The sequence below is a fragment of the Burkholderia sp. 4M9327F10 genome (assembly GCF_005503145.1).
Classification (GTDB): domain Bacteria; phylum Pseudomonadota; class Gammaproteobacteria; order Burkholderiales; family Burkholderiaceae; genus Paraburkholderia.
This window is the reverse complement of the sequence record NZ_SCNV01000011.1, coordinates 53,286-75,828: the sequence shown is the minus strand read 5'-3', so window position 1 is coordinate 75,828 and position 22,543 is coordinate 53,286. Positions and strand designations below refer to the sequence as shown.

General features: G+C 62.2%; 18 protein-coding genes. 7 read left to right on the top strand and 11 right to left on the bottom strand.

All coding sequences use genetic code 11. The features are described 5' to 3' along the window. Positions 1–4 precede the first annotated feature (4 nt). Together betB and betI are read right to left on the bottom strand one after the other, a co-directional pair. Positions 5–1,483 (bottom strand): betaine-aldehyde dehydrogenase, encoded by a 1,479-nt coding sequence (gene betB, locus FFS45_RS13410; protein WP_137955129.1) that lies wholly within the window; start codon positions 1,481–1,483, stop codon positions 5–7. A 49-nt stretch (positions 1,484–1,532) separates the two neighbouring features. Further along, positions 1,533–2,120: a transcriptional regulator BetI gene (betI, locus tag FFS45_RS13405; protein ID WP_137955128.1), complete on the bottom strand. Its 588-nt coding sequence runs from the start codon at positions 2,118–2,120 to the stop codon at positions 1,533–1,535. 290 nt (positions 2,121–2,410) lie between these two features. Here betI and fdhA point away from each other — a divergent pair, with 290 nt between their 5' ends. Further along, on the top strand, positions 2,411–3,610 hold the full coding sequence (fdhA, locus tag FFS45_RS13400) for a formaldehyde dehydrogenase, glutathione-independent (protein WP_137955127.1): 1,200 nt from the start codon (positions 2,411–2,413) through the stop codon (positions 3,608–3,610). 126 nt (positions 3,611–3,736) lie between these two features. Here the strand turns inward: fdhA and FFS45_RS13395 are convergent, their stop codons facing one another. Both FFS45_RS13395 and FFS45_RS13390 read right to left on the bottom strand, forming a co-directional pair. Further along, positions 3,737–5,038 carry an MFS transporter gene (locus FFS45_RS13395; protein ID WP_137955126.1) on the bottom strand — a complete coding sequence of 434 codons (1,302 nt, stop codon included), beginning with the start codon at positions 5,036–5,038 and terminating at the stop codon, positions 3,737–3,739. A 46-nt stretch (positions 5,039–5,084) separates the two neighbouring features. After that, positions 5,085–6,512 carry a M20 family metallopeptidase gene (locus FFS45_RS13390; RefSeq protein WP_137955207.1) on the bottom strand — a complete coding sequence of 476 codons (1,428 nt, stop codon included), beginning with the start codon at positions 6,510–6,512 and terminating at the stop codon, positions 5,085–5,087. Positions 6,513–6,646: 134 nt separating this feature from the next. On the opposite strand from FFS45_RS13390, the gene FFS45_RS13385 reads away from it, so the two are divergent. Beyond that, positions 6,647–7,543, top strand: coding sequence for a LysR family transcriptional regulator (locus FFS45_RS13385; protein ID WP_137955125.1), 897 nt, complete (start codon positions 6,647–6,649; stop codon positions 7,541–7,543). Between the two features lie 49 nt (positions 7,544–7,592). Here FFS45_RS13385 and FFS45_RS13380 read toward each other — a convergent pair whose 3' ends face one another. Together FFS45_RS13380 and FFS45_RS13375 are read right to left on the bottom strand one after the other, a co-directional pair. Beyond that, positions 7,593–8,054, bottom strand: a complete 462-nt coding sequence (locus FFS45_RS13380) for a hypothetical protein (RefSeq protein WP_137955124.1) — start codon at positions 8,052–8,054, stop codon at positions 7,593–7,595. A gap of 55 nt (positions 8,055–8,109) precedes the next feature. Next, positions 8,110–9,126, bottom strand: coding sequence for a 1-aminocyclopropane-1-carboxylate deaminase (locus FFS45_RS13375; RefSeq protein WP_137955123.1), 1,017 nt, complete (start codon positions 9,124–9,126; stop codon positions 8,110–8,112). Positions 9,127–9,340: 214 nt separating this feature from the next. Here FFS45_RS13375 and FFS45_RS13370 point away from each other — a divergent pair, with 214 nt between their 5' ends. Next, complete coding sequence (locus FFS45_RS13370) at positions 9,341–9,850, top strand: Lrp/AsnC ligand binding domain-containing protein (RefSeq protein WP_137955122.1); 510 nt, start codon at positions 9,341–9,343, stop codon at positions 9,848–9,850. A gap of 78 nt (positions 9,851–9,928) precedes the next feature. Here the strand turns inward: FFS45_RS13370 and FFS45_RS13365 are convergent, their stop codons facing one another. Continuing rightward, a complete protein-coding gene (locus FFS45_RS13365; protein WP_137955121.1) occupies positions 9,929–10,456 on the bottom strand; it encodes an Lrp/AsnC family transcriptional regulator in 528 nt (175 codons plus the stop codon). Positions 10,457–10,608: 152 nt separating this feature from the next. Between FFS45_RS13365 and mdeB the strand changes: the two genes are divergently transcribed. Beyond that, entirely contained in the window at positions 10,609–13,356 is a 2,748-nt protein-coding gene (gene mdeB / locus FFS45_RS13360; RefSeq protein WP_137955120.1) for an alpha-ketoglutarate dehydrogenase, read from the top strand. A gap of 46 nt (positions 13,357–13,402) precedes the next feature. On the opposite strand, the gene FFS45_RS13355 is transcribed toward mdeB, so the two are convergent. From FFS45_RS13355 to FFS45_RS13340, 4 genes are all read right to left on the bottom strand, one after another. Next, the gene (locus FFS45_RS13355) at positions 13,403–14,974 is read right to left on the bottom strand and encodes a methyl-accepting chemotaxis protein (RefSeq protein ID WP_137955119.1); all 1,572 of its coding nucleotides are present in this window, start codon (positions 14,972–14,974) and stop codon (positions 13,403–13,405) included. Between the two features lie 113 nt (positions 14,975–15,087). Next, positions 15,088–16,167 (bottom strand): beta-propeller fold lactonase family protein, encoded by a 1,080-nt coding sequence (locus FFS45_RS13350; RefSeq protein ID WP_137955118.1) that lies wholly within the window; start codon positions 16,165–16,167, stop codon positions 15,088–15,090. Positions 16,168–16,279: 112 nt separating this feature from the next. Next, positions 16,280–17,641, bottom strand: coding sequence for an MFS transporter (locus tag FFS45_RS13345; RefSeq protein ID WP_137955117.1), 1,362 nt, complete (start codon positions 17,639–17,641; stop codon positions 16,280–16,282). 551 nt (positions 17,642–18,192) lie between these two features. Continuing rightward, on the bottom strand, positions 18,193–19,212 hold the full coding sequence (locus FFS45_RS13340; RefSeq protein WP_137955116.1) for a GlxA family transcriptional regulator: 1,020 nt from the start codon (positions 19,210–19,212) through the stop codon (positions 18,193–18,195). Between the two features lie 425 nt (positions 19,213–19,637). On the opposite strand from FFS45_RS13340, the gene FFS45_RS13330 reads away from it, so the two are divergent. The 3 genes from FFS45_RS13330 (at position 19,638) to FFS45_RS13320 (ending at position 22,534) form a co-directional block, all read left to right on the top strand. Further along, positions 19,638–20,912 (top strand): serine hydroxymethyltransferase, encoded by a 1,275-nt coding sequence (locus tag FFS45_RS13330; protein WP_137955114.1) that lies wholly within the window; start codon positions 19,638–19,640, stop codon positions 20,910–20,912. A 76-nt stretch (positions 20,913–20,988) separates the two neighbouring features. Continuing rightward, on the top strand, positions 20,989–21,960 hold the full coding sequence (locus tag FFS45_RS13325; protein WP_137955113.1) for a dipeptidase: 972 nt from the start codon (positions 20,989–20,991) through the stop codon (positions 21,958–21,960). Between the two features lie 40 nt (positions 21,961–22,000). Then, the gene (locus FFS45_RS13320; RefSeq protein WP_137955112.1) at positions 22,001–22,534 is read left to right on the top strand and encodes a DUF5943 domain-containing protein; all 534 of its coding nucleotides are present in this window, start codon (positions 22,001–22,003) and stop codon (positions 22,532–22,534) included. The last annotated feature ends 9 nt before the right edge of the window (positions 22,535–22,543 follow it).

Here is a 22,543-nt window from a genome sequence, read left to right as displayed (position 1 = left end):
CCCCTTAGAACACCGGTTGGTAACGGCCCAGTTCGACCTGGATGGACTTGATACGGGTGTAGTGCTCAAGTGTCGTGATGCCGTTCTCGCGTCCCACGCCCGACTGCTTGTAGCCGCCCACCGGCATTTCGGCCGGCGATTCGCCCCATGTATTGATCCAGCAGATGCCGGCTTCGAGGCGATGAATCACCCGGTGTGCGCGTGCGAGGTTTTCGGTCACCACGCCTGCGCCGAGGCCATAGATCGTGTTGTTGGCGCGCGCGATCACTTCGTCCTCGTCGTGGAAGGTGAGCAGGCTCATCACGGGGCCGAAGATTTCCTCACGGACGATCTTCATGTCGTCGCGGCAGTCGGCGAATACGGTGGGCAACACGTACTGCCCGCGTGCAAAATCGCCTTCGACAATCCGCGCGCCGCCTGTCACGAGGCGCGCACCTTCCTGCTTGCCGCTTTCGATGTAGCCGAGCACCTTGTCGAGCTGGATGGCGCTGGCGAGCGGCCCGAAATTGGTTGTGGGGTCCGAGGGCTTGCCGATGCGGATGCGTTTGACCCGTTCGAGAACCTTGGCTTCGAAGACCTGTTGCACCGATTGATGAACGAACACGCGCGTGCCGTTGGTGCAGACTTGACCGCAGCTGAAGAAATTCGCGGTGACGGCGATGTCGGCCGCGCGGTTGAGATCGGCATCTTCGAAGACGATCAGCGGCGACTTGCCGCCGAGTTCCATCGTCACTTCCTTCAATGACGAGGCGCCGGCGAGCGACATCACCTTCTTGCCCGTTTCGACGCCGCCGGTAAACGAAATCTTGGCGATGCCGGGATGCGCGGCGAGCAGCGCGCCGACTTTGCCGTCGCCCTGCACGACGTTGAACACGCCAGGCGGCACGCCCGCTTCCAGATAGATTTCCGCAAGCTTCGAGGCGGACAGCGGCGTGATTTCACTCGGCTTGAAGATCATGGCATTGCCGGCCGCGAGCGCCGGTGCGGACTTCCAGCAGGCAATCTGGACCGGATAGTTCCAGGCGCCGATGCCGGCGGTCACGCCGAGCGGCTCGCGCCGCGTGTAGACAAACGACTCGGCGCGCAGCGGAATCTGCTGGCCTTCGATCGCGGTGGCGAGGCCGGCGTAATACTCGATCACGTCCGCGCCCGTGACGATATCCACCGTGCGGGTTTCGGCGAGCGGCTTGCCGGTGTCGCGCATTTCGAGTTCGGCAAGGGCGTCGTTGCGCTCGCGCAGCAGCTCGACCGCGCGGCGCAGGATGCGCGAGCGTTGCATCGCTGTCAGCGCGGCCCATTGGCGTTGCCCTTCGTGGGCCGATTGCACGGCGCGGTCGATATCCGCGGCGCTCGCCTGCTGGACCGTGGCGAGCTTTTCGCCGGTGGCGGGATCGAAGGTGTCGAAGGTGGCGCCGCTGGTGGCATCCACATACTCGCCGCCGATATAGAGGCGTTGCAGACCGTGAGCGGGTAACAAAGACATCAGGATTCTCCTTGAAAGCGGGCGACGCTGTTTGACGTGACCCTGGGCATCAGGCTTCGGGCGCCAGCAGCATGTCGATGTATTCGTTCGCGAGCCTGAGCGCCGCACGGGTGTCGAACGGCTCGCCCGCGAGCGCGCCGCGCAGCCACAGTCCGTCGATCATCGCGGCGAGGCCGCTGGCTGCGCGCCGGGCCGAGGCGCGCGGGAGTTCCTTCGCAAACTCCGCGCACAGATTCGAAAACAGCCGCCGCGTGTTGACCCGTTGCAGCCGCCGCAGTTGCGGCTCATGCATGCTCTGCGTCCAGAATGCGAGCCAGGTTTTCATGACCGGGCCGCTTACCTGGCTGACGTCGAAATTGGCCGCCACGATGGCCCGCAGACGGGCGCGCGCCTGAGGTCTCGCAACGATTCTGCGGCGCGTTGTTGCCGCCCACAGGTCGCGCAGGATGTGGCGCATGGTGGCTTCGAGCAGACCGTCCTTGTCGCCGAAGTAGTGGCTGACGATGCCGGTTGAAATATTCGCGCGCTGCGCCACCGACGCCAGCGTGGTGCCCGCAAGCCCTGCCTGGTCGATGGTGAGCAGGGTGGCGTCGATCAGTTGCGCGCGGCGCACTTCGCGCATTCCAACTTTAGGCATGGTTCTCTCAGATTCTGGCCGCGATTGCGGTTCGCCTGTTTCGCTCGCAGGTCTGGTCGCAGTTCCGGTTGCGGTCCCGGCGAAAGACTTCACTCTAGCGGTTTTTTATTGATCGTTCAATCAACAAAAACGGCGCTGTGCTTGCGTTGTCGGTTTGGGCCAAGCTCATGTCGGGTTTTGCACACTTGTCGCAGGGGCTCAAGGCATACGCTCGAAGCAGCGGCGTTCGCCGGGTGTCGTGGCGAGACACGCTATCAACCGAGCAGCGTGACAAACATGGAGACGAGACAATGAGCAGCAATCGTGGAGTCGTGTATCTGGGGCAGGGCAAGGTCGAAGTGCGGCCGATCGATTATCCGAAGATGGTCGACCCCAGCGGCCGGCAAATCGGCCACGGCGTGATCCTCAAGGTGGTGTCGACCAACATTTGCGGTTCCGATCAGCACATGGTGCGCGGCCGCACGACCGCGGAGGTCGGGCTGGTGCTCGGCCACGAAATCACGGGCGAGGTGGTCGAGCTGGGCCGCGATGTCGAGACGCTGAAGATCGGCGATCTGGTCTCGGTGCCGTTCAACGTGGCGTGCGGCCGCTGTCAGACCTGCAAGGAGCAGCACACCGGCGTGTGCCTGAACGTGAACCCCGCGCGTGCCGGCGGCGCGTACGGCTACGTGGATATGGGCGGCTGGATCGGCGGCCAGGCCGAATATGTGCTGGTGCCGTATGCGGACTTCAACCTGCTGAAATTCCCGGACCGCGATCGAGCGATGGCCAAGATCCGCGATCTGACCTGCCTGTCCGATATCCTGCCCACCGGTTATCACGGCGCGGTGATGGCGGGTGTGAAGCCGGGGGCCACGGTGTATATCGCAGGTGCGGGGCCGGTGGGGATGGCCGCGGCGGCATCGGCGCGCCTGCTGGGCGCGGCTTGCACGATTGTCGGCGACATGAACGCAGAACGTCTCGAGCATGCCCGTGCGGTGGGATTCGAAACCGTCGACCTGTCGCGCGATGCGACGCTCGGCGAGCAGATCGCGCAGATTCTCGGCAAGCCCGAGGTGGATTGTGCCGTGGATTGCGTGGGCTTCGAGGCGCACGGCCACGGCAGCCATGGTCACCAGGAGGAAGCGCCCGCTACGGTGCTCAATTCGCTGATGGATATCACGCGGGTGGCCGGAGCGATTGGCATTCCCGGCCTCTATGTGACCGACGATCCGGGTGCGGCCGACGCCGCCGCGCGCAAGGGCAGCCTGAGCATCCGTTTCGGCCTGGGCTGGGCCAAGTCACACTCGTTCCATACCGGGCAGACGCCGGTGATGAAGTACAACCGCAACCTGATGCAGGCGATCTTGTGGGACCGTCTGCCGATTGCGGAGATCGTCAATGTGACGGTGGTGTCGCTCGATGAGGCGCCGGAGGGGTATCGCAAGTTCGATGGCGGCGCGCCGCGCAAGTTTGTGATCGACCCGCATGGGTTATTGAAGGCGGCTTGATGGGGCAGTGGGCGGGCGGTGGCGCGCTTGCGACCGGCCGCCCGCCGCAGTGTGGCGTGCAGCGGGCCGGCGCCGCTGCATCTGCCGCACGCCAGCGCGTATCCCATGCGGGGCTTCCAATGCGCGTTAGCGCAGATTCAGCGTCTTGCGGCACCGCCACAACGCAACCAGACTGATCACGCCGAGCAACATCAGATAAAAAGCCGGCGCCAGTTTGCTGCCGGTCGCCTGAATCAGCGAGGCCACAATCAGCGGCGCGAAGCCGCCGAACAGGGTCACGCCAATGTTGTAGCTGATCGCCATGCCGGTCGCCCGCGTTTCGACTGGGAACGTCTCCGCCATCAATGCCGGCAAGGCACCGAAATAGACCGCTTTAAGCAGACCCACCCACGCCATCATCGCCATGAGCGCGCCAAGGCTGGCGTGTTCACCGAGACCCTTGAACACAGGGTAAATGGTCAGTGTGAAGACGATGCCTGACCAGGTCATCAGGCGCACCCGCCCGACCCGGTCGGAGAGGTGGCCGACAAACGGTGTGACGAATGTGAGAATGGCACCCGTGAGCGCTGCCGCGATGAAACCGAAACTCTCGGGAAGGTGAAGCTGGCGGACCGCATAGGTCGGAATGTAAAGAATGACGTAGCTGGTCCCGGTCGAAAGGACCAGCGTGCCGATGGCAAGGAGCATACGGCTCTTCTGGCGCGCAAACACCGCGCTGACCGGCGACTCTTCTGGTTTGGCTTCCTTGAAACTTTGTCCCTCGTGGACGTGCTTGCGCAGATAAAGGCCTACGGGTCCGATCAGGATGCCGAACAAAAACGGCAAGCGCCAGCCCCAGGATTCAAGTGAAGCCGTATCGAGCGTATTCGTCAGGATGACCCCGAACCCCGCTGCGAGCAGGTAGCTCAGGCCCTGGCTTGCGAACTGGAAGCTGGCGATAAAGCCTTTTCGTTCGGGCGCCTGCTCGACCATGAAGGCGGTGGTGCTGCCGAATTCGCCTCCCGCGGAAAATCCCTGGATCAGACGCGCGCAGACGACCGCAATCGGCGCCGCGACGCCTATCGCCGCGTAGCCCGGCATCAAGGCGATGATGGCGGTGCCCAGCATCATCATGACAATCGACACCATCATCGACGCCTTGCGACCGCGCCTATCCGCGTAGGAGCCCAGCACGAGCGCGCCGACCGGCCTGACGAGGTACGAAATGCCAAATGTGCCGAGTGTCACGAGGAGCGACACGGTCGCGTTCGACGCCGGGAAAAACGTCTTGGCGATGGTAGTGGCGAAAAATCCATAGATCAGGATATCGAACCATTCAAGCGCGTTGCCGATCGAGGCGGCCATGATGATCCAGTAAAAACTGGAACGCCTGGTCTCAATCGGAACGGCGTCGGCATCGGTATCGGTTACAGTCGCGGCGGTATGCATTTGACACTCCAGGGGATGGGGGAGTATTCGCTTGGGCAAAAGGGCTTCAGGTCATTTCGCTGGTGAGGTTCTGCTGTCGGCGATGATTTCGAACCATCGAGCCTGTTTCGCCGAGATCCCAGAAGAGGCCGGCCATGATCTGCAGCGCTTCGCGCGCTACGCTCGCAAGCAGATGTTCATTCGGCGCGTGCTGGGAGCAGGCGCCATACGAATGCGGAATCCAGATCGTCGGCATGCCCAGGGTGTCCGCAAAGACGTTATTGGGTATCGAGCCGCCGAGATTCGGCAGCAGGTCCGGTTTCTTCCCAGTTGTTTGCCGCAGCGATCCAAGTGCCCATTCGACCCAGGGATCATCGGGCGGCAGGCGTGTCGCGCCCATCTGTTCGCCGATCTCAATCTCGACCATGCCGAAGCCAAGCCGGTCCAGGTGGCTGCGCAGGAACGCAGCGATGTTGTTGGCGTCGGTGCCCACCACATACCTGAGCTGGCAATGCGCACGCGCGGTTGCGGGAATGGCGCCAACCGGATTGGCGGGGTTTCCGGTCGTGAACGCCAGCACCTCCAGCGCGTTCCAGCCGTAGACGCGCTCCTGAGCGCTCAGGGATGGTTCGCCCCAGTCAGGATCAATGGCGGGATCGTTGGGTCCGCCGCCTACGGCGATATCCCTTAGCGCATGGCGTACGGCCTGCGGAATGCCCTGGGGGCGCAACGGCTCGACGAGAATCCGGCCACGCGCATCGACGATGGACGCAATCGCGTTGGCGAGCACCGTGCCGGGGTTGCGCAGCAGCCCGCCCCAATTGCCCGAGTGGTGGGCGCCGTCGCGCAGGTTGACCGAGAGGGTGAAGTTGACGAGTCCGCGCGAGCCGAGAAAAACGCAGGGTGTGCCGGCGCTGGCGCGAGGGCCGTCGGAAGCAACCAGAAGATCGGCCGCGAGGGTTTCCTTGTGCTGTTCACAGAGCGTCTGGAGTCCGGGCGATCCTGCTTCTTCGCCCATTTCGATAAGCAGCTTGACGTTGAAACCGAGGCGCTGGTTTCTTGCGGCCATGACCTGTTCGAGCGCGGCCAGGTTGATCGTATGTTGGCCCTTGTTATCCGCAGTGCCGCGGCCGTACCAGCGGTCTCCGTCTATGGTGATGTCCCACGGACACATCTGGTTCTTCCATTGGCCCGCGTATCCGCGCACCACGTCGCCGTGTCCATAGATAAGGACGGTGGGCAGGGCAGCGTCTTCGATGCGGGCCGCGAGCAGGAACGGGCCGCCACCTTCAACCGGGTTCGCCACGATGTGCGCTTCGAAGCCGAGCCGTTCGACCGAGGGGCCAAGCTCGCGGTTCAGATAGTCCCAGAGTACGGGCATACCCGAGGCTTCCTGACTCTCGGTTTCCATGCGGACCCTGCGTTCCAGGTCTCGCAGAAAATCGCCCGAATCGAAATATGAAATGGCGTTGTCGATCGCTTTATCGCGTGTCATCATGCTCCTCATCAGCGGGCTTGTACGTTGCTTGCGATTGCTTCGATGAACCAAGCGTACGAAGCCAAAAGCCGTACCACAATTGACTTATTTGCGGCCTCCCTTTTCCAAAAGCGCAAACCAGCGCGTCCTGCATGCACAGCGTCGCTCTTCGTTACTTTCTGGCGGTTGCAAACACGGGCTCGCTAAGCGAAGCGTCCGAGCAATTGCACGTGACGATCTCGGCGATCAGCCGGCAGATTGCGAAGCTGGAAGACGAAGTGGGGTATCCGCTATTCGAGCGGCAGCCGCGCGGCATGGCGCTCTCCAAGGCAGGCGAGCTTCTGGCTGCTCATGTGCGGCGTACCCTGCTTGAGGGCGAGCAGGTGCTCGACGAAATCAAGGCCCTTGCCTCGTTCGATCGAAGCACGATTCGGATTGCCTCGTCGGAGGCTTTTGCGCGGGATATGCTGCCGCGTGTCATCGCACGCTTTCTCGAGAAATCGCCGGGCACGCGCTTCGAGTTGACGGTGACCGCGCCTCAGGACGTGACATTGCGAGTGCGCAACGGCGACGCGGATATCGGCTTGACCTTCAGTGTTGCCCGCGACCCTGAGATCCGCGTCGAGTACGCGCGCAGTGCGCCGATCTATGCGTTGATGCAGCGCACGCATGAACTGGCTGTTCGCAGCAACGTGTCGCTGGCGGACCTGCAACGCTTTCCGATTGCGCTACTCGATCGGAGCACCACGATCCGGCAAATGTTCGACGTGACGTCCAGTCTTGAAGGTCTGCTGTTCGACCCGGTCTTAACCTGCAATAACTCGAGCACGCTGTGCGTTTTTACGCAGCTTTCAGGTGCTGTCTCACTGACGAGCCGATTTACCGTGCAGACGCGGCTGGAGCAGGACGGTCTCGTGGCGATCCCGATCGACCATCCCGGCATGGCGCTGCGCAGCGTACAGATTCAGACCTTGTCTGGGCGCATGTTGTCGGCTGCCTTGAAAGAGTTCGTCCTGCAGTTGATCGAGCAACTGCAGGACGAATCGTGAACGACGTGGTGCGAGGCGTTTCAATGCGTCCGCTCGATGCGGATAGCGGTCAATAGCTGTCTCCCCACTTTTCGGTGAGCGAGGCGCGTAAGGCATCTTCCATGGTGCCGATCATGGCTGCGAGTTGCCGCTGCTGATTGACGTCGGGACGATAGTGGGTAAAGAAGACCCGCTGTCCGACGACTCCGCCAAGCCACTCCAGTGCAGCCACATCCACGGAGCAGAGCAACAGGCGGCAGTCGCGCGGGAGCGGGTCGATAGCCTTTTCGAGCGCATTTTCCAGCTTGCGCGGTCTGGTTTCACTGCACTCGCGTGTAGCGAGCCACTCGGCGTGTGCCGTCGCCGGGTCGTAGAGGTGCAGCAGAGCCACCTGTGGCGAGTTTCCTAACCACGCCACCAGAGCCTCTTCGAACGTGTCCGTCACGCTGTCATCGGTGACGATGCACACCTGGGTGAGCCTTGAAGGCTGGCGGCGCCAATGCCAGGCATGCGTTTCACCACGCAATTGCATAACGTTCTCCATTGCCCACCTCAGACCCGAATGCGCGTTTCGCCTTTGCGACGTATCAGCCGCTGCGGAACAGGAAGCTATAACCGTTCAGCGCCGGCACACCGCCCAGGTGAGCGTAAAGCACCCTTGAGCCGGCGGGGAATTCGCCGAGCCGCACCTTGTCGATCATGCCTTGCATCGACTTGCCTTCGTAGACCGGATCGGTCAACACACCTTCGAGCTTCGCGCACAGGCGGATGGCTTCCAGCGTTCCCTCGCTCGGCAAGCCATATTCCGGGCCGCCGTAGCGTTCGTCGAGCACGATATCTTTCGCCACGATGTCGCGGCCCAGTTCGACCTTCTCGGCGGTTTGCTTCGCAATCCGGAAGATCTGGTCGCGCGTTTGCGCGGGCTTGGCCGAGGCGTCGATGCCGATCACCCGGTCGGCGCGGCCGTCCGCTGCGAAGCCGACCACCATGCCGGCCTGCGTGCTGCCTGTCACCGAGCACACGACGATATAGTCGAACTTGAACCCCAGTTCGGCTTCCTGCTGCCGCACTTCCTCGGCAAAGCCCACAAATCCGAGCCCGCCCAACGGATGATCCGAGCAGCCCGCCGGAATCGCGTACGGTTTGCCGCCGGCCTGGCGCACGCTTTCCAGCGCGTCTTCCCAGCTCTTGCGAAAGCCAATGTCGAAGCCGTCGGCGACCAGGCGCACGTCTGCACCCATGATGCGCGACATCTGGATGTTGCCGACACGGTCATACACCGCATCGGAGTAGTTCACCCAGTTCTCCTGCACGAGCACGCATTTCATGCCCAGATGCGCGGCGACCGCAGCCACCTGGCGCGTCTGGTTCGACTGGATGCCGCCGATCGAAACCAGCGTGTCGCAGCCCTGCGCGATCGCTTCGGGAATCAGATATTCGAGCTTGCGGGTCTTGTTGCCGCCAAACGCGAGGCCGCTGTTGCAGTCTTCGCGTTTCGCGTACAGCTCGACTTTGCCGCCGAGGTGCTGGCTCAGACGCGGCAACGCCTGGATAGGGGTCGGGCCGAAGGTGAGGGCGTGGCGGGGGAATTTCTTCAGATTCATGCAAGGCTCCGGTGAGAAAGAGAGTCTCAGTGTCGACTCGCCCCCAGGCGCTCAACGCCAGAAGGGGTCGCCGTCGATGCTGCGGCAGCCAGCGCCGCGATGAAGTCTATGGTAGAAAAGTTTGGAAGAAACTTGGTTGCGAATAAATTGGCGAATTGCGGCTTTAAATAGGTTGATGGTATTTTTAACCTACATTTGCTTCTTATGAGCCGCTATGTCCGCAAGAAAATTTCGTGCCCCTGCGCCGGAGGCCCGCCAGGCAAGCCCGGAGATAGATCGCGTCGATCGGGCCATCCTGCGGCAGTTGCAACGCGACGCTTCGATCTCGAACGTGGCGCTCGCGTCCAGGGTGAATCTGAGCGCGCCGGCGTGTCTGCGCCGGGTCGAACGGCTCAAGGAGATGGGGCTGATTCGCGGGGTGGTGGCGCTACTCGACGCCAAGGCGCTGGACGCCGGCATGCTGGTGATGATCGGCGTGGTGCTGGACCGTTCGACGCCGGAGTCGTTTGCCGACTTTGAAACAGCCGCGCAGAAGGTGTCGGGCTGTATGGAGTGCCACGTGGTGACGGGCGAGTTCGATTACTTCATGCTGGTGCGCACCAAAGACAGCGAAAGCTTTAACCGGCTTCACGCGGAGCAATTGCTTTATCTGCCGGGTGTGCGGCAGATCCGGTCCTTCGTGGTGCTCAAGGAGATTCTTTCGACCACGAGTATTCCTGTTTAGGCCTAAGGCAACTCAACGCACCTTGATGCCCCCTAAGGCGCTCCAACGTACCCCAAGGTGCTTTGCTATTAACGCCAGTCAGCGCCAGTCCGTCGCCACATCATCGGGATCGACCAGCGTCAGCCCCGACGCGGGCAGCGGCAAGGCCGTCTTGTAGCGCACCTGCTTGAGCGCGAAGCTCGAACGGATGTTCGACACACCGGGGATTTTCGTCAGATGTTCGAGAATGAAGCGCTCGAGCGTCTGCATGTCGGGCATGACCACGCGCAGCAGATAGTCGGCGTCGCCGCTCATCAGATAACACTCCATCACCTCCGGGCGCTCCGAGATAGCCTGCTCGAAGCGCTGCAACGCCTCTTCGACCTGCTTTTCCAGACTCACCTGAATAAACACGTTGATGCGCAGACCGAGCGGCTCGGGATTGAGCAGCGTGACCTGCTGCTTGAACAAGCCCAGCTTTTCGAGCGCCCGCACCCGGTTGAAGCACGGCGTGGGCGACAGGTTGACCGCACGCGCCAGCTCCGAATTGGTGATGCGAGCGTTTTGCTGCAACTGGCTAAGTATCCCGATGTCGATGCGGTCGAGCCGTTTCGGTGGCGTCGTCATAGATGACATATTCCGTAAATGAGGACATGCGCAGAATAAATACACTACCGTAGCTGCGAAGCGCAAGCAAATGAGACGCCTATTTTGTGGCTTGATGGTTAACATCTATCCATCCATTTGTGAACCGAATGCCTCCATGCGGGAGTGATGCCATGACGGATCTGTCGAGCGGTGCGTTGCAGTTGCGGTCCCCGGAACGGGTTGAGGAAGATAGCGATCCCGCGGAAACAGCGGAGTGGCTGGAAGCGCTCGAGGGGGTCGTCGCGCACGTGGGCCATGACCGCGCGCAGTATCTGTTCGACCGGCTCGCGGCCCATGCGCTGTCGCTCGGCGTCGAGTCGTCCCGCGCGCGCATCACGCCCTACGTCAATACGATTCCGCTCGATCAGCAGCCGCGTTATCCGGGCAATCTCGAACTCGAGGAGCGGCTTGCCGCGGCGTTGCGCTGGAATGCACTCGCGATGGTGGTGCGCGCCAACAAGGCCTATGGCGAACTGGGCGGACACATTGCCAGTTACGCGTCGGCGGCGGACCTGTTCGAAGTCGGTTTCAACCATTTCTTTCGCGCGAGCGGTCCCGAAGCAGGCGAGGGCAGCGGTGGCGATCTCGTCTACTTCCAGCCGCACTCGTCGCCGGGCGTCTATGCGCGCGCCTACCTCGAAGGCTTCCTCAGCGAGGAACACCTGCAGCATTACCGGCGTGAAATCGCTGGACCGGGTCTGTGCTCGTATCCGCACCCGTGGCTGATGCCGGACTTCTGGCAGTTTCCAACCGGCTCGATGGGCATTGGCCCGATCAACTCGATTTACCAGGCGCGCTTCATGCGCTATCTGCAGAACCGCGGGCTGGCGCACACCGAAGGCCGCAAGGTATGGGGCTTTTTCGGCGACGGCGAGATGGACGAGCCGGAGTCGCTCGGCGCACTTTCGCTGGCGGCGCGCGAGGGGCTCGACAACCTGGTGTTCGTCATCAACTGCAATCTGCAGCGGCTCGATGGTCCGGTGCGCAGCAACGGCCGCATCATCGACGAGCTGGAGGCCCACTTCACCGGCGCGGGTTGGAACGTGATCAAGGTGGTGTGGGGCTCGGATTGGGATGCGCTGTTCGCTCGCGATCGCACGGGAGCCTTGATGCGTGCGTTCGCCCATACGGTGGACGGCCAGTTCCAGACCTTCTCGGCCAATGACGGTGCGTATAACCGCGCCCGCTTCTTCGGCCAGAACCCGGAGCTCGCCGCACTGGCCGCACAACTGAGCGACGACGAGATCGACCGCCTGCGCCGCGGCGGCCACGACGTGCGCAAGCTGCACGCGGCCTACGCCCGCGCGCTGGCACATCGCGGCCAGCCCACGGTGATCCTCGCCAAGACCATGAAGGGTTTCGGCATGGGCACTTCAGGCCAGGGCCGGATGACGACGCACCAGCAGAAGAAGCTCGATTTCGACGACCTGAAAGCGTTCCGCGACCGCTTCCGTTTGCCGATCCCGGATGAGGACGTCGAACAGGTGAAGTTTTACAAGCCAGCAGCAGACAGCCCGGAAATGCAGTATCTGCATGCACGCCGGGCGGCACTTGGGGGCTATCTGCCCAGAAGGCGGAGAGTCGCAACGAAGGGGCTGATCGTTCCTTCGTTGCAAACCTGGGGGCAATTCGCGCTGGAGGCGAATGGCCGCGAGATGTCCACGACGATGGCGCTGGTGCGCATGCTCACCGCGCTGCTCAAGGATGAACAGATCGGCCGGCGGGTGGTGCCGATCGTCGCCGACGAGGCGCGCACCTTCGGCATGGCCAACATGTTCCGCCAGGTCGGCATCTATTCGCCGCTGGGGCAGTTGTACGAGCCTGAAGACCTCGGCTCGATGCTCTATTACCGCGAGGACATCAACGGGCAGATTCTCGAAGAAGGTATTTCGGAGGCGGGCGCGGTGTCGTCGTGGATTGCCGCGGCAACCTCGTATAGCGTGCATGACCTGCCGATGCTGCCGTTCTACATCTACTACTCGATGTTCGGCTTCCAGCGTATTGGCGACATCATCTGGGCTGCGGCCGATCAACGCGCACGCGGTTTCCTGATTGGCGCCACGTCCGGCAAGACCACGCTCGGCGGGGAGGGGCTGCAGCATCAGGACGGCACGAGCCATCTGGCCGCTTCGACGATTCCGAACTGCCGTGCGTACGATCCGGCTTTCGCTTATGAAGTAGCGGCGATCGTCGATGAGGGCATGCGCGAGATGGTCGAGCAGCAGCGTGACGTGTTCTATTACGTGACGGTGATGAACGAGAACTACGCGCAACCGTCGGTCCCTGAGGGCGATTTGCAGCGTGTGCGCGAAGGGATACTGAAGGGGATTTATCCGCTGTCTTCCGCTGGATCGCAGGAAGAAGCACTTGAAAAAGCACACAACGCAGCACGTGTGCAACTGCTCGGTTCCGGCGCGATTCTCGGCGAGGTGCTCGCGGCGCAGCAGATGCTGAAGGATGAGTGGGGCGTCGCGGCCGCAGTGTGGAGCGTGACCAGCTTCACCGAATTGCAGCGTGACGGCATGGCGGCTGAGCGGCTTGAGCGGCTCGGCGAGGCTGCACCTGCGCCGTATGTCACCACGGCGCTTGCTGCGTCACACGGGCCCGTTATCGCGGCAACGGACTATGTGCGTGCGATTCCCGAACTGATCCGGGCGTATGTGCCGCGCCGTTACGTGACGCTCGGTACCGACGGCTTCGGACGCAGCGACACGCGTGCAGCCTTACGCGAGTTCTTCGAGGTCGACCGCGCATCCATTGTGATCGCGGCGCTGAAGGCGCTCGCGGATGAGGGCGAGATCGCAGCGAGCGTACCCGGCGAGGCGCGGCGGCGTTACGGCAAAGGCGCGCCGGCCGGCCCCGGTTCGTGGGAGCGCTAAGCGTTGCAATAGATACGCTGGCGCGCAATCTGGCGCCCGCCGGACACTACCTCGAACCCGGCTGCTGCAGAAGCCGGAACGAAGACACAGCCTCTTCCAGTTGACGGGCCTGTGCCTCCAGCGACCCGGCTGCCGCGGCCGCCTGTTCGACGAGCGCGGCATTTTGCTGGGTCACTTGCTCCATCTGCGAGACGGCCTGGCCTACCTGCACGATGCCGGTGGTTTGCTCGGCGGATGCCGTGGCGATTTCCTGCACGATTTCCGCCACCCGGCGCACAGCGGCAACGGTTTCGCTGATCGCGCCGCCCGCCTGTGTGACCAGGGAGTTGCCTGCTTCGACCTTGCCGTGCGAGTCGTCGATCAACGCCTTGATTTCCTTCGCGGCGCTCGCGCTGCGCTGCGCCAGCGCGCGCACTTCACTCGCGACGACGGCAAATCCGCGTCCCTGTTCGCCGGCGCGGGCGGCTTCCACCGCGGCGTTCAGCGCAAGGATATTGGTCTGGAACGCAATCCCGTCTATCACGGCAACGATGTCGGCCATCTTCGCGGAGCTGCTGCTGATTTCATTCATCGTCGCCACGACACCCTGCACGACGTCGCCGCTGCGAATCGCGAGGTCCGCCGCGTTACTGGCGAGCTGTCGAGCCTCGCCTGCATTATCGGAGTTATGCGTCACGGTGGAGGTCAGTTCCTCCATGCTGGCTGCCGTTTCTTCCAATGCGGCCGATTGCTGCTCGGTTCGCGAGGACAGGTCCATATTGCCCGCCGCGATTTCCTGAGCGCCGAGGTTCACCGCGTCCGAGCTGATCCGCACCTGCAGCACCGTGCGCGTCAGCCCCTCCTGCATGCGGGCAATCGCGGCGAACAGGCGGCCCACCTCGTTGTTTCCCGCGGCGGTCTTCGCGCCGATCGTCAGGTCGCCATCGGCAACCCGCCCCAGCAGGCTTGCGGCCTCCGTAAGCGGACGTATGACGTTGCTTCGCAATGCATAGTGAACCGCGACGATCAGACCGAGTGCACACAATACGCCTGCTGCGACCAGCTTGACGATCAGCGCGTAACGGTCCTGTTCGGCGTCCGACTCCTGCTGGGCCAACTGGTTTGCTTGCCGCTGGAATTGCTCCACCGCTGCCGAGTACGCTGCGCCGGAACTGGTGATGTCCTTTGCGTTGATCGCCGCGTAGGCCTCGGGGTTGTTGGCGCGCAATGCTTCAAGCGCCCGCTGCACGATCTGCGCGTGATCGCGGGCGGACTGCAGGATGGTTTGCTGAAGAGCCTCATCCTGGCCGGCAAACGGCGGAGAGTCCGCGAAGGTCTGCAACTGTGCGACCGAGTGCTTCAGGCTTGTCGTGGCGCTGTCGATGGCGCCGGTATTCACGCCGCTGGCGGGATTTTCGCGCGCCGTGCTATAGGCGCGCGTCAGCGCGGCGCGGGCCCGCGTCATGTCCTTATAGGCGTCGTTGAGCAGGATGCAGCGCGCGGAAATCGTATGGACGCGCTCGGTCGACGCGTTGGCGGCGCCCAGCGCGACAATGCCGGCGACTCCACCGCCGACGATCATGGCTGCGAAGGCGGCGAGGATCGCCAGCAAGGCTGTGCGTATGCTTAAGTTCTTCATGTTCGGATCACCGAAAAATGACGTTAACCCCAGCGGCCGGCGCGGATCAGTCACGCGTTAGCGGCTGCAGCCTGCAACCTGCAACCGTGACGCGCGACCGAGCCGCATACCGGCTAGTTGATGTCGACGATCTCGACCCAGGAAGGATTCTTGCCGACCAGAAACGAGCCGAGCCGCACCAGTTCGCCGCTGCCCTGATCGATCCTGTGAACGCTTACCGCATTCGACAACTGGCCTGCCGACAGGAGATAGCGGCCTGACGAATCGATTGCGAACGCACGCGGCTGAGTCTCGGTCGGGTATTGGCCGAAGCTCGTCAGTGCGCCATCCTGAGCGGCGATGCGGTAGCCGATCAAGGTACTCGAGGTGCGCTCCGAAACGTAGAGATACTGGCCGTCGGGCGTAGTGTGGACGTCCGCTGCCCATGGCGTGCCGCCAAAGCCCGAAGGCAAAGCGGAGACCGTCTGTTGAATGGCAAGCGTGCCCTTGTCCGGATCGAACGAGAGGCGCTCGAGCTTGCCGTCGAGCTCGTCCACTACATAGACGACACGTCCATTCGGATGGAACACGAAATGGCGCGGACCGGCCTGGTTGGCGAAGTTCAGGGTTGGCGGGTCGTTCGGTGTGATCGCCCCTGTCGCTGCGTCGAAGCGGCACTGCATGATGATGTCGCCGCCCAGATTGGTCGCGAAGAGCCAGCGGTTCGATGGGTCCGTCTTGATCGCGTGCGCCTTGGGTTTGGTCGGAATGACGAGGTGCGCGGGCTCGACGAGACCGTCGGCGCCAATGCGGCTTTCACTGATCAGATTGCCGCCATACGAGGCGGCCAACAGGTAGCGGCCGGAGCGATCGTTGGAGAGGTTCGCCATGCTCTCCGGCAGGGGACTCGTGCCGATCGGCGTGAGCTTGCCGCTGTCCGGGGCAATACGGAAGCTCTCGACGGAGTACGGTTTCGAGCGCAAGGAGGCAAACAGGTACCGGCGGTCCGGGCTGACCGCGAGCGGCATGACCATGCCGGACACGGGCACATCCTGGATCGTCGACAGTGTGCCGCTGTCCTTGTTCAGTTGCAGTACCGAGATTGTCCGGCTATCCGCGTTCGAAACGTAGACGACGGTGGTAGCAGAGGCCGCGCCAATGCTCATGGCCACGCTCGCCGCGACAGCGGCGCCCCATTTGACGACGGATTGCATCTATAGATCTCCAAAGCAGGTCTGTTATGTGAAGCGGATTGTTATGTGATGCGGACTGCCGACCCCGATACGGGCGAGCCGGGTCGCGCACATTAGTGCAACTTCGTATGGCTCAACTCGCGGCGCGCAACTCGACACGCTTGATATCCTTCACGATCACCAGATAGCCGAACACCGTCAGCAAGGCATGCGCGCCGACAAAAACCAGCGCGCCGTCGAACGAACCGGTCTTGCTGAGGATGTAGCCGATCACGATAGGAGTGACGATCCCGGCGACATTGCCGAACATGTTGAAAATGGCGCCCGAGAGGCCAATAGCGTCGCGTGGCGCCGTGTCCGCGACCACCGCCCACCCTAGCGCACCGATGCCTTTGCCGAAGAAGGCCAGCGCCATCAGGCAGACCACGAGCCAGTCGGCGCTCACATAGTTGCAACCGATCATCGTCACGGACAACAGCATGCCGCCCACAATTGGAATCTTGCGCGCCATGGTCAGCGAGTAGCCACGCTTGATCAGCGCATCCGAGAACACGCCGCCGAGCACCCCGCCGGCAAAACCGCAGATAGCCGGTATGGATGCGACGAAGCCTGCCTGCAGGATCGACATGCCGCGGGCCTGCACGAGGTACAACGGAAACCAGGTGAGAAAGAAATAGGTCAGCACGTTGACGCAGTACTGGCCCAGGTACACGCCGAGCAGCATGCGGTTGCCCAGCAGCTCGCGCATGCGCTTCAGGCTTGCCGGGTTGGCGGGATTGTTGGCCGCATCGCCGGCCGCGTGAGGGCTGCGCTTCTTCGGCGTGTGTATGACCCCGCCGCCTTGCTCGATATAGTCGCGCTCGGCCTGATTGATGCGCGGATGGTCGGCGGGACTTCGCATCACCTTTAGCCAGATCATGGCCAGCGCGATCCCACCGATGCCCATCGCCACGTAGACCTGCTGCCAGCCGAACGCATGCGTGAGCCACGCCATCAGCGGTGTAAAGATGACGGCGGCAAAATACTGGGCCGAATTGAAGACGGCCGATGCCGTGCCGCGTTCCGCAGTGGGAAACCAGCTTGCGACGACCTTGCCGTTGGCGGGAAACGCCGGGGCCTCGGCTATCCCAACGGCGAAACGCAACACGAACAGCGCGACCACGGCCGCAGCGCTGCCCATCATGCCGACGCTACTCTGCAGCAGAGTGAAAAACGACCAGATGAAGATACTGGCCGCGTAGACGCGGCGTGCGCCGAAGCGATCGAGAAGCCAGCCGCTCGGCAATTGCGACAGGACATATGCCCAGCTAAACGCGGAGAAGATGTAGCCCATCTGGACCGGGTCGATGCCGAACGCCTTGCGCATGGCGGTGCCCGTAATCGACAGGGTGGCCCGGTCTGCGTAATTGAAAGTCGTGATGATGAAGATCATCAACAGGATTCCATAACGGACCCGTGTGCGGGCCGTGGCACCGGCAATATGGCTTATTTCCATCGTGGTTCCTGAAAGTCGCTGACTCGGGCGCCACCGATGCTTTATCGCGTACTGCGGCGTGGAATGACGCAGCAGCAGTGCGGAAGCCTCGATGCCCTTCATCTTGTAAAGCAACCACGAGGGTACATATAAAGTTGTCTGTCAACAAACGTTAATGGTTAGGTATTTACCCTTACCACGCGGGGCGGCCCGCCGGTTATGAGAGGGTATCAACACAATGGGGAATATGTCAGTTGTTTTACAACTGATTCTACCTGCATGTGTTTACGACCGGAAAGAATGAGTCTGAAGGCGGCAAAGCGAATCTTTTACGCTTTAAACCGGAAGATTTTCAGGAAATAGAGTTTTTCTAAGGATTTCCTGATTGATTGGTGAGGAAATGACTACATTAATGGCCGGTATTGTCACGGCGCAGAGGACTGCGCGATTGAATACCCGCTGCATTAAAAGAAGCAATTAAGCACGGCTGCCTGCGGCTATTGCCGTATCCGTATTGGCTGGCCGCGTGCGGCTGCTTCGCCGCACGCGATGCAGAGACCGCAACTGTCCTCTTAGACTCTCAGCGCAATGCCGACCGGCGCACCGGCGGGCATGGTGTGCGCAAGCGGTGCAACCTGCTTGCGCCGTTCGCGGGTGGGGGCGGTTCCGAAGGCGTCGCGATAGCTCTTGCTGAAGTGGCACGCGGACTGGAAGCCGCACGCCATGGTGATATGCATGATGGACATATCGGTCTGCAACAGCAGTTCGCGGGCGCGGCGCAAGCGCAAGGTCAGGTAGTAATGCGTCGGCGTCATGCCGAGGTGTTCGCGGAACAGGCGCTGCAACTGGCGCTGCGACATACTGGCGAGCCGCGCAAGTTCTTCGCGCGACAGCGGCTCCTCGATGTTGTTCTCCATCAGCGCAATCACTTCGAACAGCGACTTGTTGGCTGAACCGAGCCGCGCCACCAGCGGCATGCGCTGTTGCGCGTTGGTGTCGCGCACATGTTCGACGATGAACTGCTCGGCAATCTGTGTAACGCGTGCCGTGCCGACGCGCGCTGCAATCAGGTTGAGCATCATGTCGAGCGGCGCGACACCGCCGGTGCAGGTCACGCGGTCACGGTCGATCACAAAGAGTTCCTTGAGGAAACGTGTGTCCGGAAACTCTTCCTTGAGCGCCGACATGTTTTCCCAATGGATCGCACACGCATATCCTGCTAGCAGCCCGGATTTCGCCAGAGCATAGGTGCCGGTGCACAGACTGCCGAGCGCCACGCCTGCGCGTGAAAAACGCCGCAGCGTCGAAAGGTGGGCGGGGGTGGTTTCGCGCTGCACGTCGATGCCGCCGCATACGAACACGATATCGGGCTGGCCGACGCATTCGGCCGGACCCGTGTCGACCGCGAGGCCATTGCTTGCCGTGACCGGGCCGCCTTCCGGGCTGATGATCGACCAGCGGTAGAGCTGCTGTCCGCTCAGGTAGTTCGCCATGCGCAGCACTTCGATCGCATTGGTGAACGCGATCATCGTGAAGTTCGGCAGGGGCATGAAAGCGAAGTGGGACAGCGACGCGGTGCGGTCAGGCGACATGGTGCGGGTGTTCCTTCGGCTCTGTATTGTTGCGGCCGTCGTGGGGAGACGGCTTCGTCATTCTGGGTTCGAGCGCAACAAGCATGCCATACGGCTAAACCCTGGCCTTATCAAGCTGGATGAAAGGGCGGAGTGCGCCGCCGCACCGGGTGTGTGCGGCAAAGGCACTGTTCGCGGGCGCATTGCGCACGCAAGCAGTGCGGACACGCTGCGCTGCAGCAGCCCATTCGCACGAGCGGTCACTTGTCCAAAACGGACTTGAATGGCGGAAAAGGCAAAGAACGCGTCTGAATTCATAAATTGGCGTTTCAGACGAGGGGGAAGAATAGAGCCGTCGGTAGCCGGTGGCAGCAGGCCAGTCAAGGGATTCACGGAGTTTTGCGGGCCGCCTCCATCCATGCATTCCATCCTATTACGGACGCCCCATGTCGAACGCCAACCCTTTCTTTTCGCAGACTCTCGCAGAACGCGACGCGCCGGTGCGCGGCGCAGTGCTTAAGGAGCTCGAGCGGCAACAGTCGCAGGTCGAGCTGATTGCGTCGGAAAACATCGTCTCGCGCGCCGTGCTCGAAGCGCAAGGCTCGGTGCTGACCAACAAGTATGCGGAAGGCTATCCGGGCAAGCGTTACTACGGCGGTTGCGAATTCGCCGACCAGATTGAAACGCTCGCTATCGAGCGCGTCAAGCAACTGTTCAATGCCGGCTATGCCAACGTGCAGCCGCATTCCGGTGCGCAGGCCAATGGCGCAGTGATGCTGGCGTTGACCAAACCGGGCGATACGGTGCTCGGCATGTCGCTCGATGCGGGCGGCCACCTGACCCACGGCGCGAAACCGGCGCTCTCCGGCAAGTGGTTCAACGCGGTTCAGTATGGCGTGGACCGCGAAACGCTGCGTCTCGACTACGACCAGGTTGAAGCGCTCGCGCACGAGCATAAGCCCACGCTGATCATTGCCGGCTTTTCCGCTTACCCGCGGGTGCTCGACTTTGCGCGTTTTCGCGCGATTGCCGACAGCGTCGGCGCGAAGCTGATGGTGGATATGGCGCACATCGCCGGGGTGATTGCGGCGGGCCGGCATCCGAATCCGGTCGAACATGCGCATGTTGTGACTTCGACGACGCATAAGACCTTGCGTGGTCCGCGCGGCGGCTTCGTGCTGACCCATGATGAAGACATCGCGAAGAAGATCAACTCCGCGGTGTTTCCGGGCCTGCAGGGCGGGCCGCTCATGCATGTGATCGCCGGCAAGGCGGTGGCGTTCGGTGAAGCGCTGCAGGATGGCTTCAAGTCGTATATCGACAGCGTGCTTGCCAACGCTCAAGCCTTGGGTGAAGTGCTGAAGGCCGGTGGTGTGGACCTCGTCACGGGCGGCACCGACAACCATCTGCTGCTGGTGGATCTGCGTCCCAAGGGCCTGAAAGGCACTCAGGTCGAGCAGGCGCTGGAGCGCGCCGGCATCACCTGCAACAAGAACGGCATCCCGTTCGATACGGAAAAGCCCACGATCACTTCCGGCATTCGCCTCGGCACGCCCGCGGGCACGACACGCGGCTTTGGCGTGAGCGAGTTCCGCGAGATTGGACGCCTGATTCTCGAAGTATTCGAAGCGCTGCGGGTTTCGCCTGAAGGCGACGCAGCCACCGAGCAGCGCGTGCGCCGCGAGATCTTCGCACTGTGCGAGCGCTTCCCGATCTACTGATTCGCTGTCAGGCCAAACCACGTCACGCCAGGGTCATAGCAGCGTCCCCACACGCCAGCCAGATGGAGCAAACAGAATGAGCAATCTGCACGAGAACAGCATCATCATCGACGGTCTGAACATCTCGCGGTTCGACCGCTCGGTGTTCGAAGACATGCAAAAGGGCGGCATTACCGCGACGAACTGCACGGTATCGGTCTGGGAAAGCTTTGCCAAGACCGTCGACAACATTGCATTGATGAAGCAGCAGATCCGCGAGAACAGCGAACTGCTGACGCTGGTGCGCACCACCGACGACATCCTGCGCGCCAAGAAAGAAAAGCGCACGGGCGTGATTCTCGGCTTCCAGAACGCGCATGCCTTCGAGGACAACCTCGGCTATATCGAAGCCTTCGCCGATATGGGCGTGCGCGTCGTGCAGCTTTGCTACAACACGCAGAACCTGGTCGGCACGGGCTGCTATGAGCGCGACGGCGGCTTGTCCGGATTCGGGCGCGAAGTGATCAGCGAAATGAATCGCGTCGGCATCATGGTCGACCTTTCGCACGTGGGCGGCAACACCTCGTCCGAGGCGATTGCTTTCTCGAAGAAGCCGGTGTGCTACTCGCACTGCCTGCCCTCGGGCCTGAAGGAGCATCCGCGCAACAAGTCGGACGAGCAACTGAGGGAGATTGCCGATGCGGGCGGCTTTGTCGGCGTCACGATGTTCGCGCCGTTCCTCAAGCGCGGCATTGATGCGACCGTGGAGGACTATGTCGAAGCCATCGACTATGTGGTGAACCTGATCGGCGAAGACACCGTGGGGATCGGCTCGGACTTCACGCAAGGCTATACCGTCGACTTCTTCGACTGGATCACGCACGACAAGGGCCGTTATCGCCGGCTGACGAACTTCGGCAAGGTGATCAACCCCGAAGGTATCCGCACCATTGGCGAGTTCCCGAACCTCACCGCGGCAATGGAAAAGGCCGGTTGGAGCGAGACGCGAATCCGCAAGATCATGGGCGAAAACTGGGTGCGTGTGTTCCGCGACGTCTGGGGCGCTTGAGCCAATAACAAATAACCTCTACCCCACGGAGCGCCCCGCCATGCAACCGCAACTGCCTATCGACGTCGATCCGAGCACCGGCGTCTGGACTACCGACTCGCTGCCCATGCTGTACGTGCCGCGACATTTCTTCACCAACAACCACACCGCGGTCGAAGAAGCACTGGGCCGCGACGCCTACGCCGAGATTCTTTACAAGGCCGGCTACAAGTCTGCCTACCACTGGTGCGACAAGGAAGCGAAGCAACACGGCATCAGCGGCATGGCGGTGTTCGAGCACTACCTGAACCGCCTGTCGCAACGCGGCTGGGGCCTCTTCAAGATCGTCGAAGCCGATCCGGCGAATGCCCGTGCGCGGATCGAATTGCATCACTCGTCCTTTGTGCTGGCGCAACCGGGCAAGGAAGGCAAGCTTTGCTACATGTTCGCGGGCTGGTTTGCCGGCGCCATGGATTGGGTCAATGACACCACGGAAGCGGGTAAGGGCGCACCGCGCTCGCGCTCGGCGGAAGTGCAATGCGCGGCCGAACATCACGCGCATTGCGTATTCGAAGTGTCGCCGCTCGCTCATTAAAACCCGCCT

What these genes read in the sequence shown, in the direction of transcription:
- FFS45_RS13375 (WP_137955123.1), bottom strand. Translation starts at nt 9,126, where the DNA reads ATGAATCTGAAGAAATTCCCCCGCCACGCCCTCACCTTCGGCCCGACC.
- FFS45_RS13380 (WP_137955124.1), bottom strand. Translation starts at nt 8,054, where the DNA reads ATGCAATTGCGTGGTGAAACGCATGCCTGGCATTGGCGCCGCCAGCCT.
- betI (WP_137955128.1), bottom strand. Translation starts at nt 2,120, where the DNA reads ATGCCTAAAGTTGGAATGCGCGAAGTGCGCCGCGCGCAACTGATCGAC.
- FFS45_RS13320 (WP_137955112.1), top strand. Translation starts at nt 22,001, where the DNA reads ATGCAACCGCAACTGCCTATCGACGTCGATCCGAGCACCGGCGTCTGG.
- FFS45_RS13385 (WP_137955125.1), top strand. Translation starts at nt 6,647, where the DNA reads ATGCACAGCGTCGCTCTTCGTTACTTTCTGGCGGTTGCAAACACGGGC.
- FFS45_RS13355 (WP_137955119.1), bottom strand. Translation starts at nt 14,974, where the DNA reads ATGAAGAACTTAAGCATACGCACAGCCTTGCTGGCGATCCTCGCCGCC.
- betB (WP_137955129.1), bottom strand. Translation starts at nt 1,483, where the DNA reads ATGTCTTTGTTACCCGCTCACGGTCTGCAACGCCTCTATATCGGCGGC.
- FFS45_RS13395 (WP_137955126.1), bottom strand. Translation starts at nt 5,038, where the DNA reads ATGCATACCGCCGCGACTGTAACCGATACCGATGCCGACGCCGTTCCG.
- FFS45_RS13330 (WP_137955114.1), top strand. Translation starts at nt 19,638, where the DNA reads ATGTCGAACGCCAACCCTTTCTTTTCGCAGACTCTCGCAGAACGCGAC.
- mdeB (WP_137955120.1), top strand. Translation starts at nt 10,609, where the DNA reads ATGACGGATCTGTCGAGCGGTGCGTTGCAGTTGCGGTCCCCGGAACGG.
- FFS45_RS13390 (WP_137955207.1), bottom strand. Translation starts at nt 6,512, where the DNA reads ATGACACGCGATAAAGCGATCGACAACGCCATTTCATATTTCGATTCG.
- FFS45_RS13370 (WP_137955122.1), top strand. Translation starts at nt 9,341, where the DNA reads ATGTCCGCAAGAAAATTTCGTGCCCCTGCGCCGGAGGCCCGCCAGGCA.
- FFS45_RS13350 (WP_137955118.1), bottom strand. Translation starts at nt 16,167, where the DNA reads ATGCAATCCGTCGTCAAATGGGGCGCCGCTGTCGCGGCGAGCGTGGCC.
- FFS45_RS13340 (WP_137955116.1), bottom strand. Translation starts at nt 19,212, where the DNA reads ATGTCGCCTGACCGCACCGCGTCGCTGTCCCACTTCGCTTTCATGCCC.
- FFS45_RS13345 (WP_137955117.1), bottom strand. Translation starts at nt 17,641, where the DNA reads ATGGAAATAAGCCATATTGCCGGTGCCACGGCCCGCACACGGGTCCGT.
- FFS45_RS13325 (WP_137955113.1), top strand. Translation starts at nt 20,989, where the DNA reads ATGAGCAATCTGCACGAGAACAGCATCATCATCGACGGTCTGAACATC.
- fdhA (WP_137955127.1), top strand. Translation starts at nt 2,411, where the DNA reads ATGAGCAGCAATCGTGGAGTCGTGTATCTGGGGCAGGGCAAGGTCGAA.
- FFS45_RS13365 (WP_137955121.1), bottom strand. Translation starts at nt 10,456, where the DNA reads ATGACGACGCCACCGAAACGGCTCGACCGCATCGACATCGGGATACTT.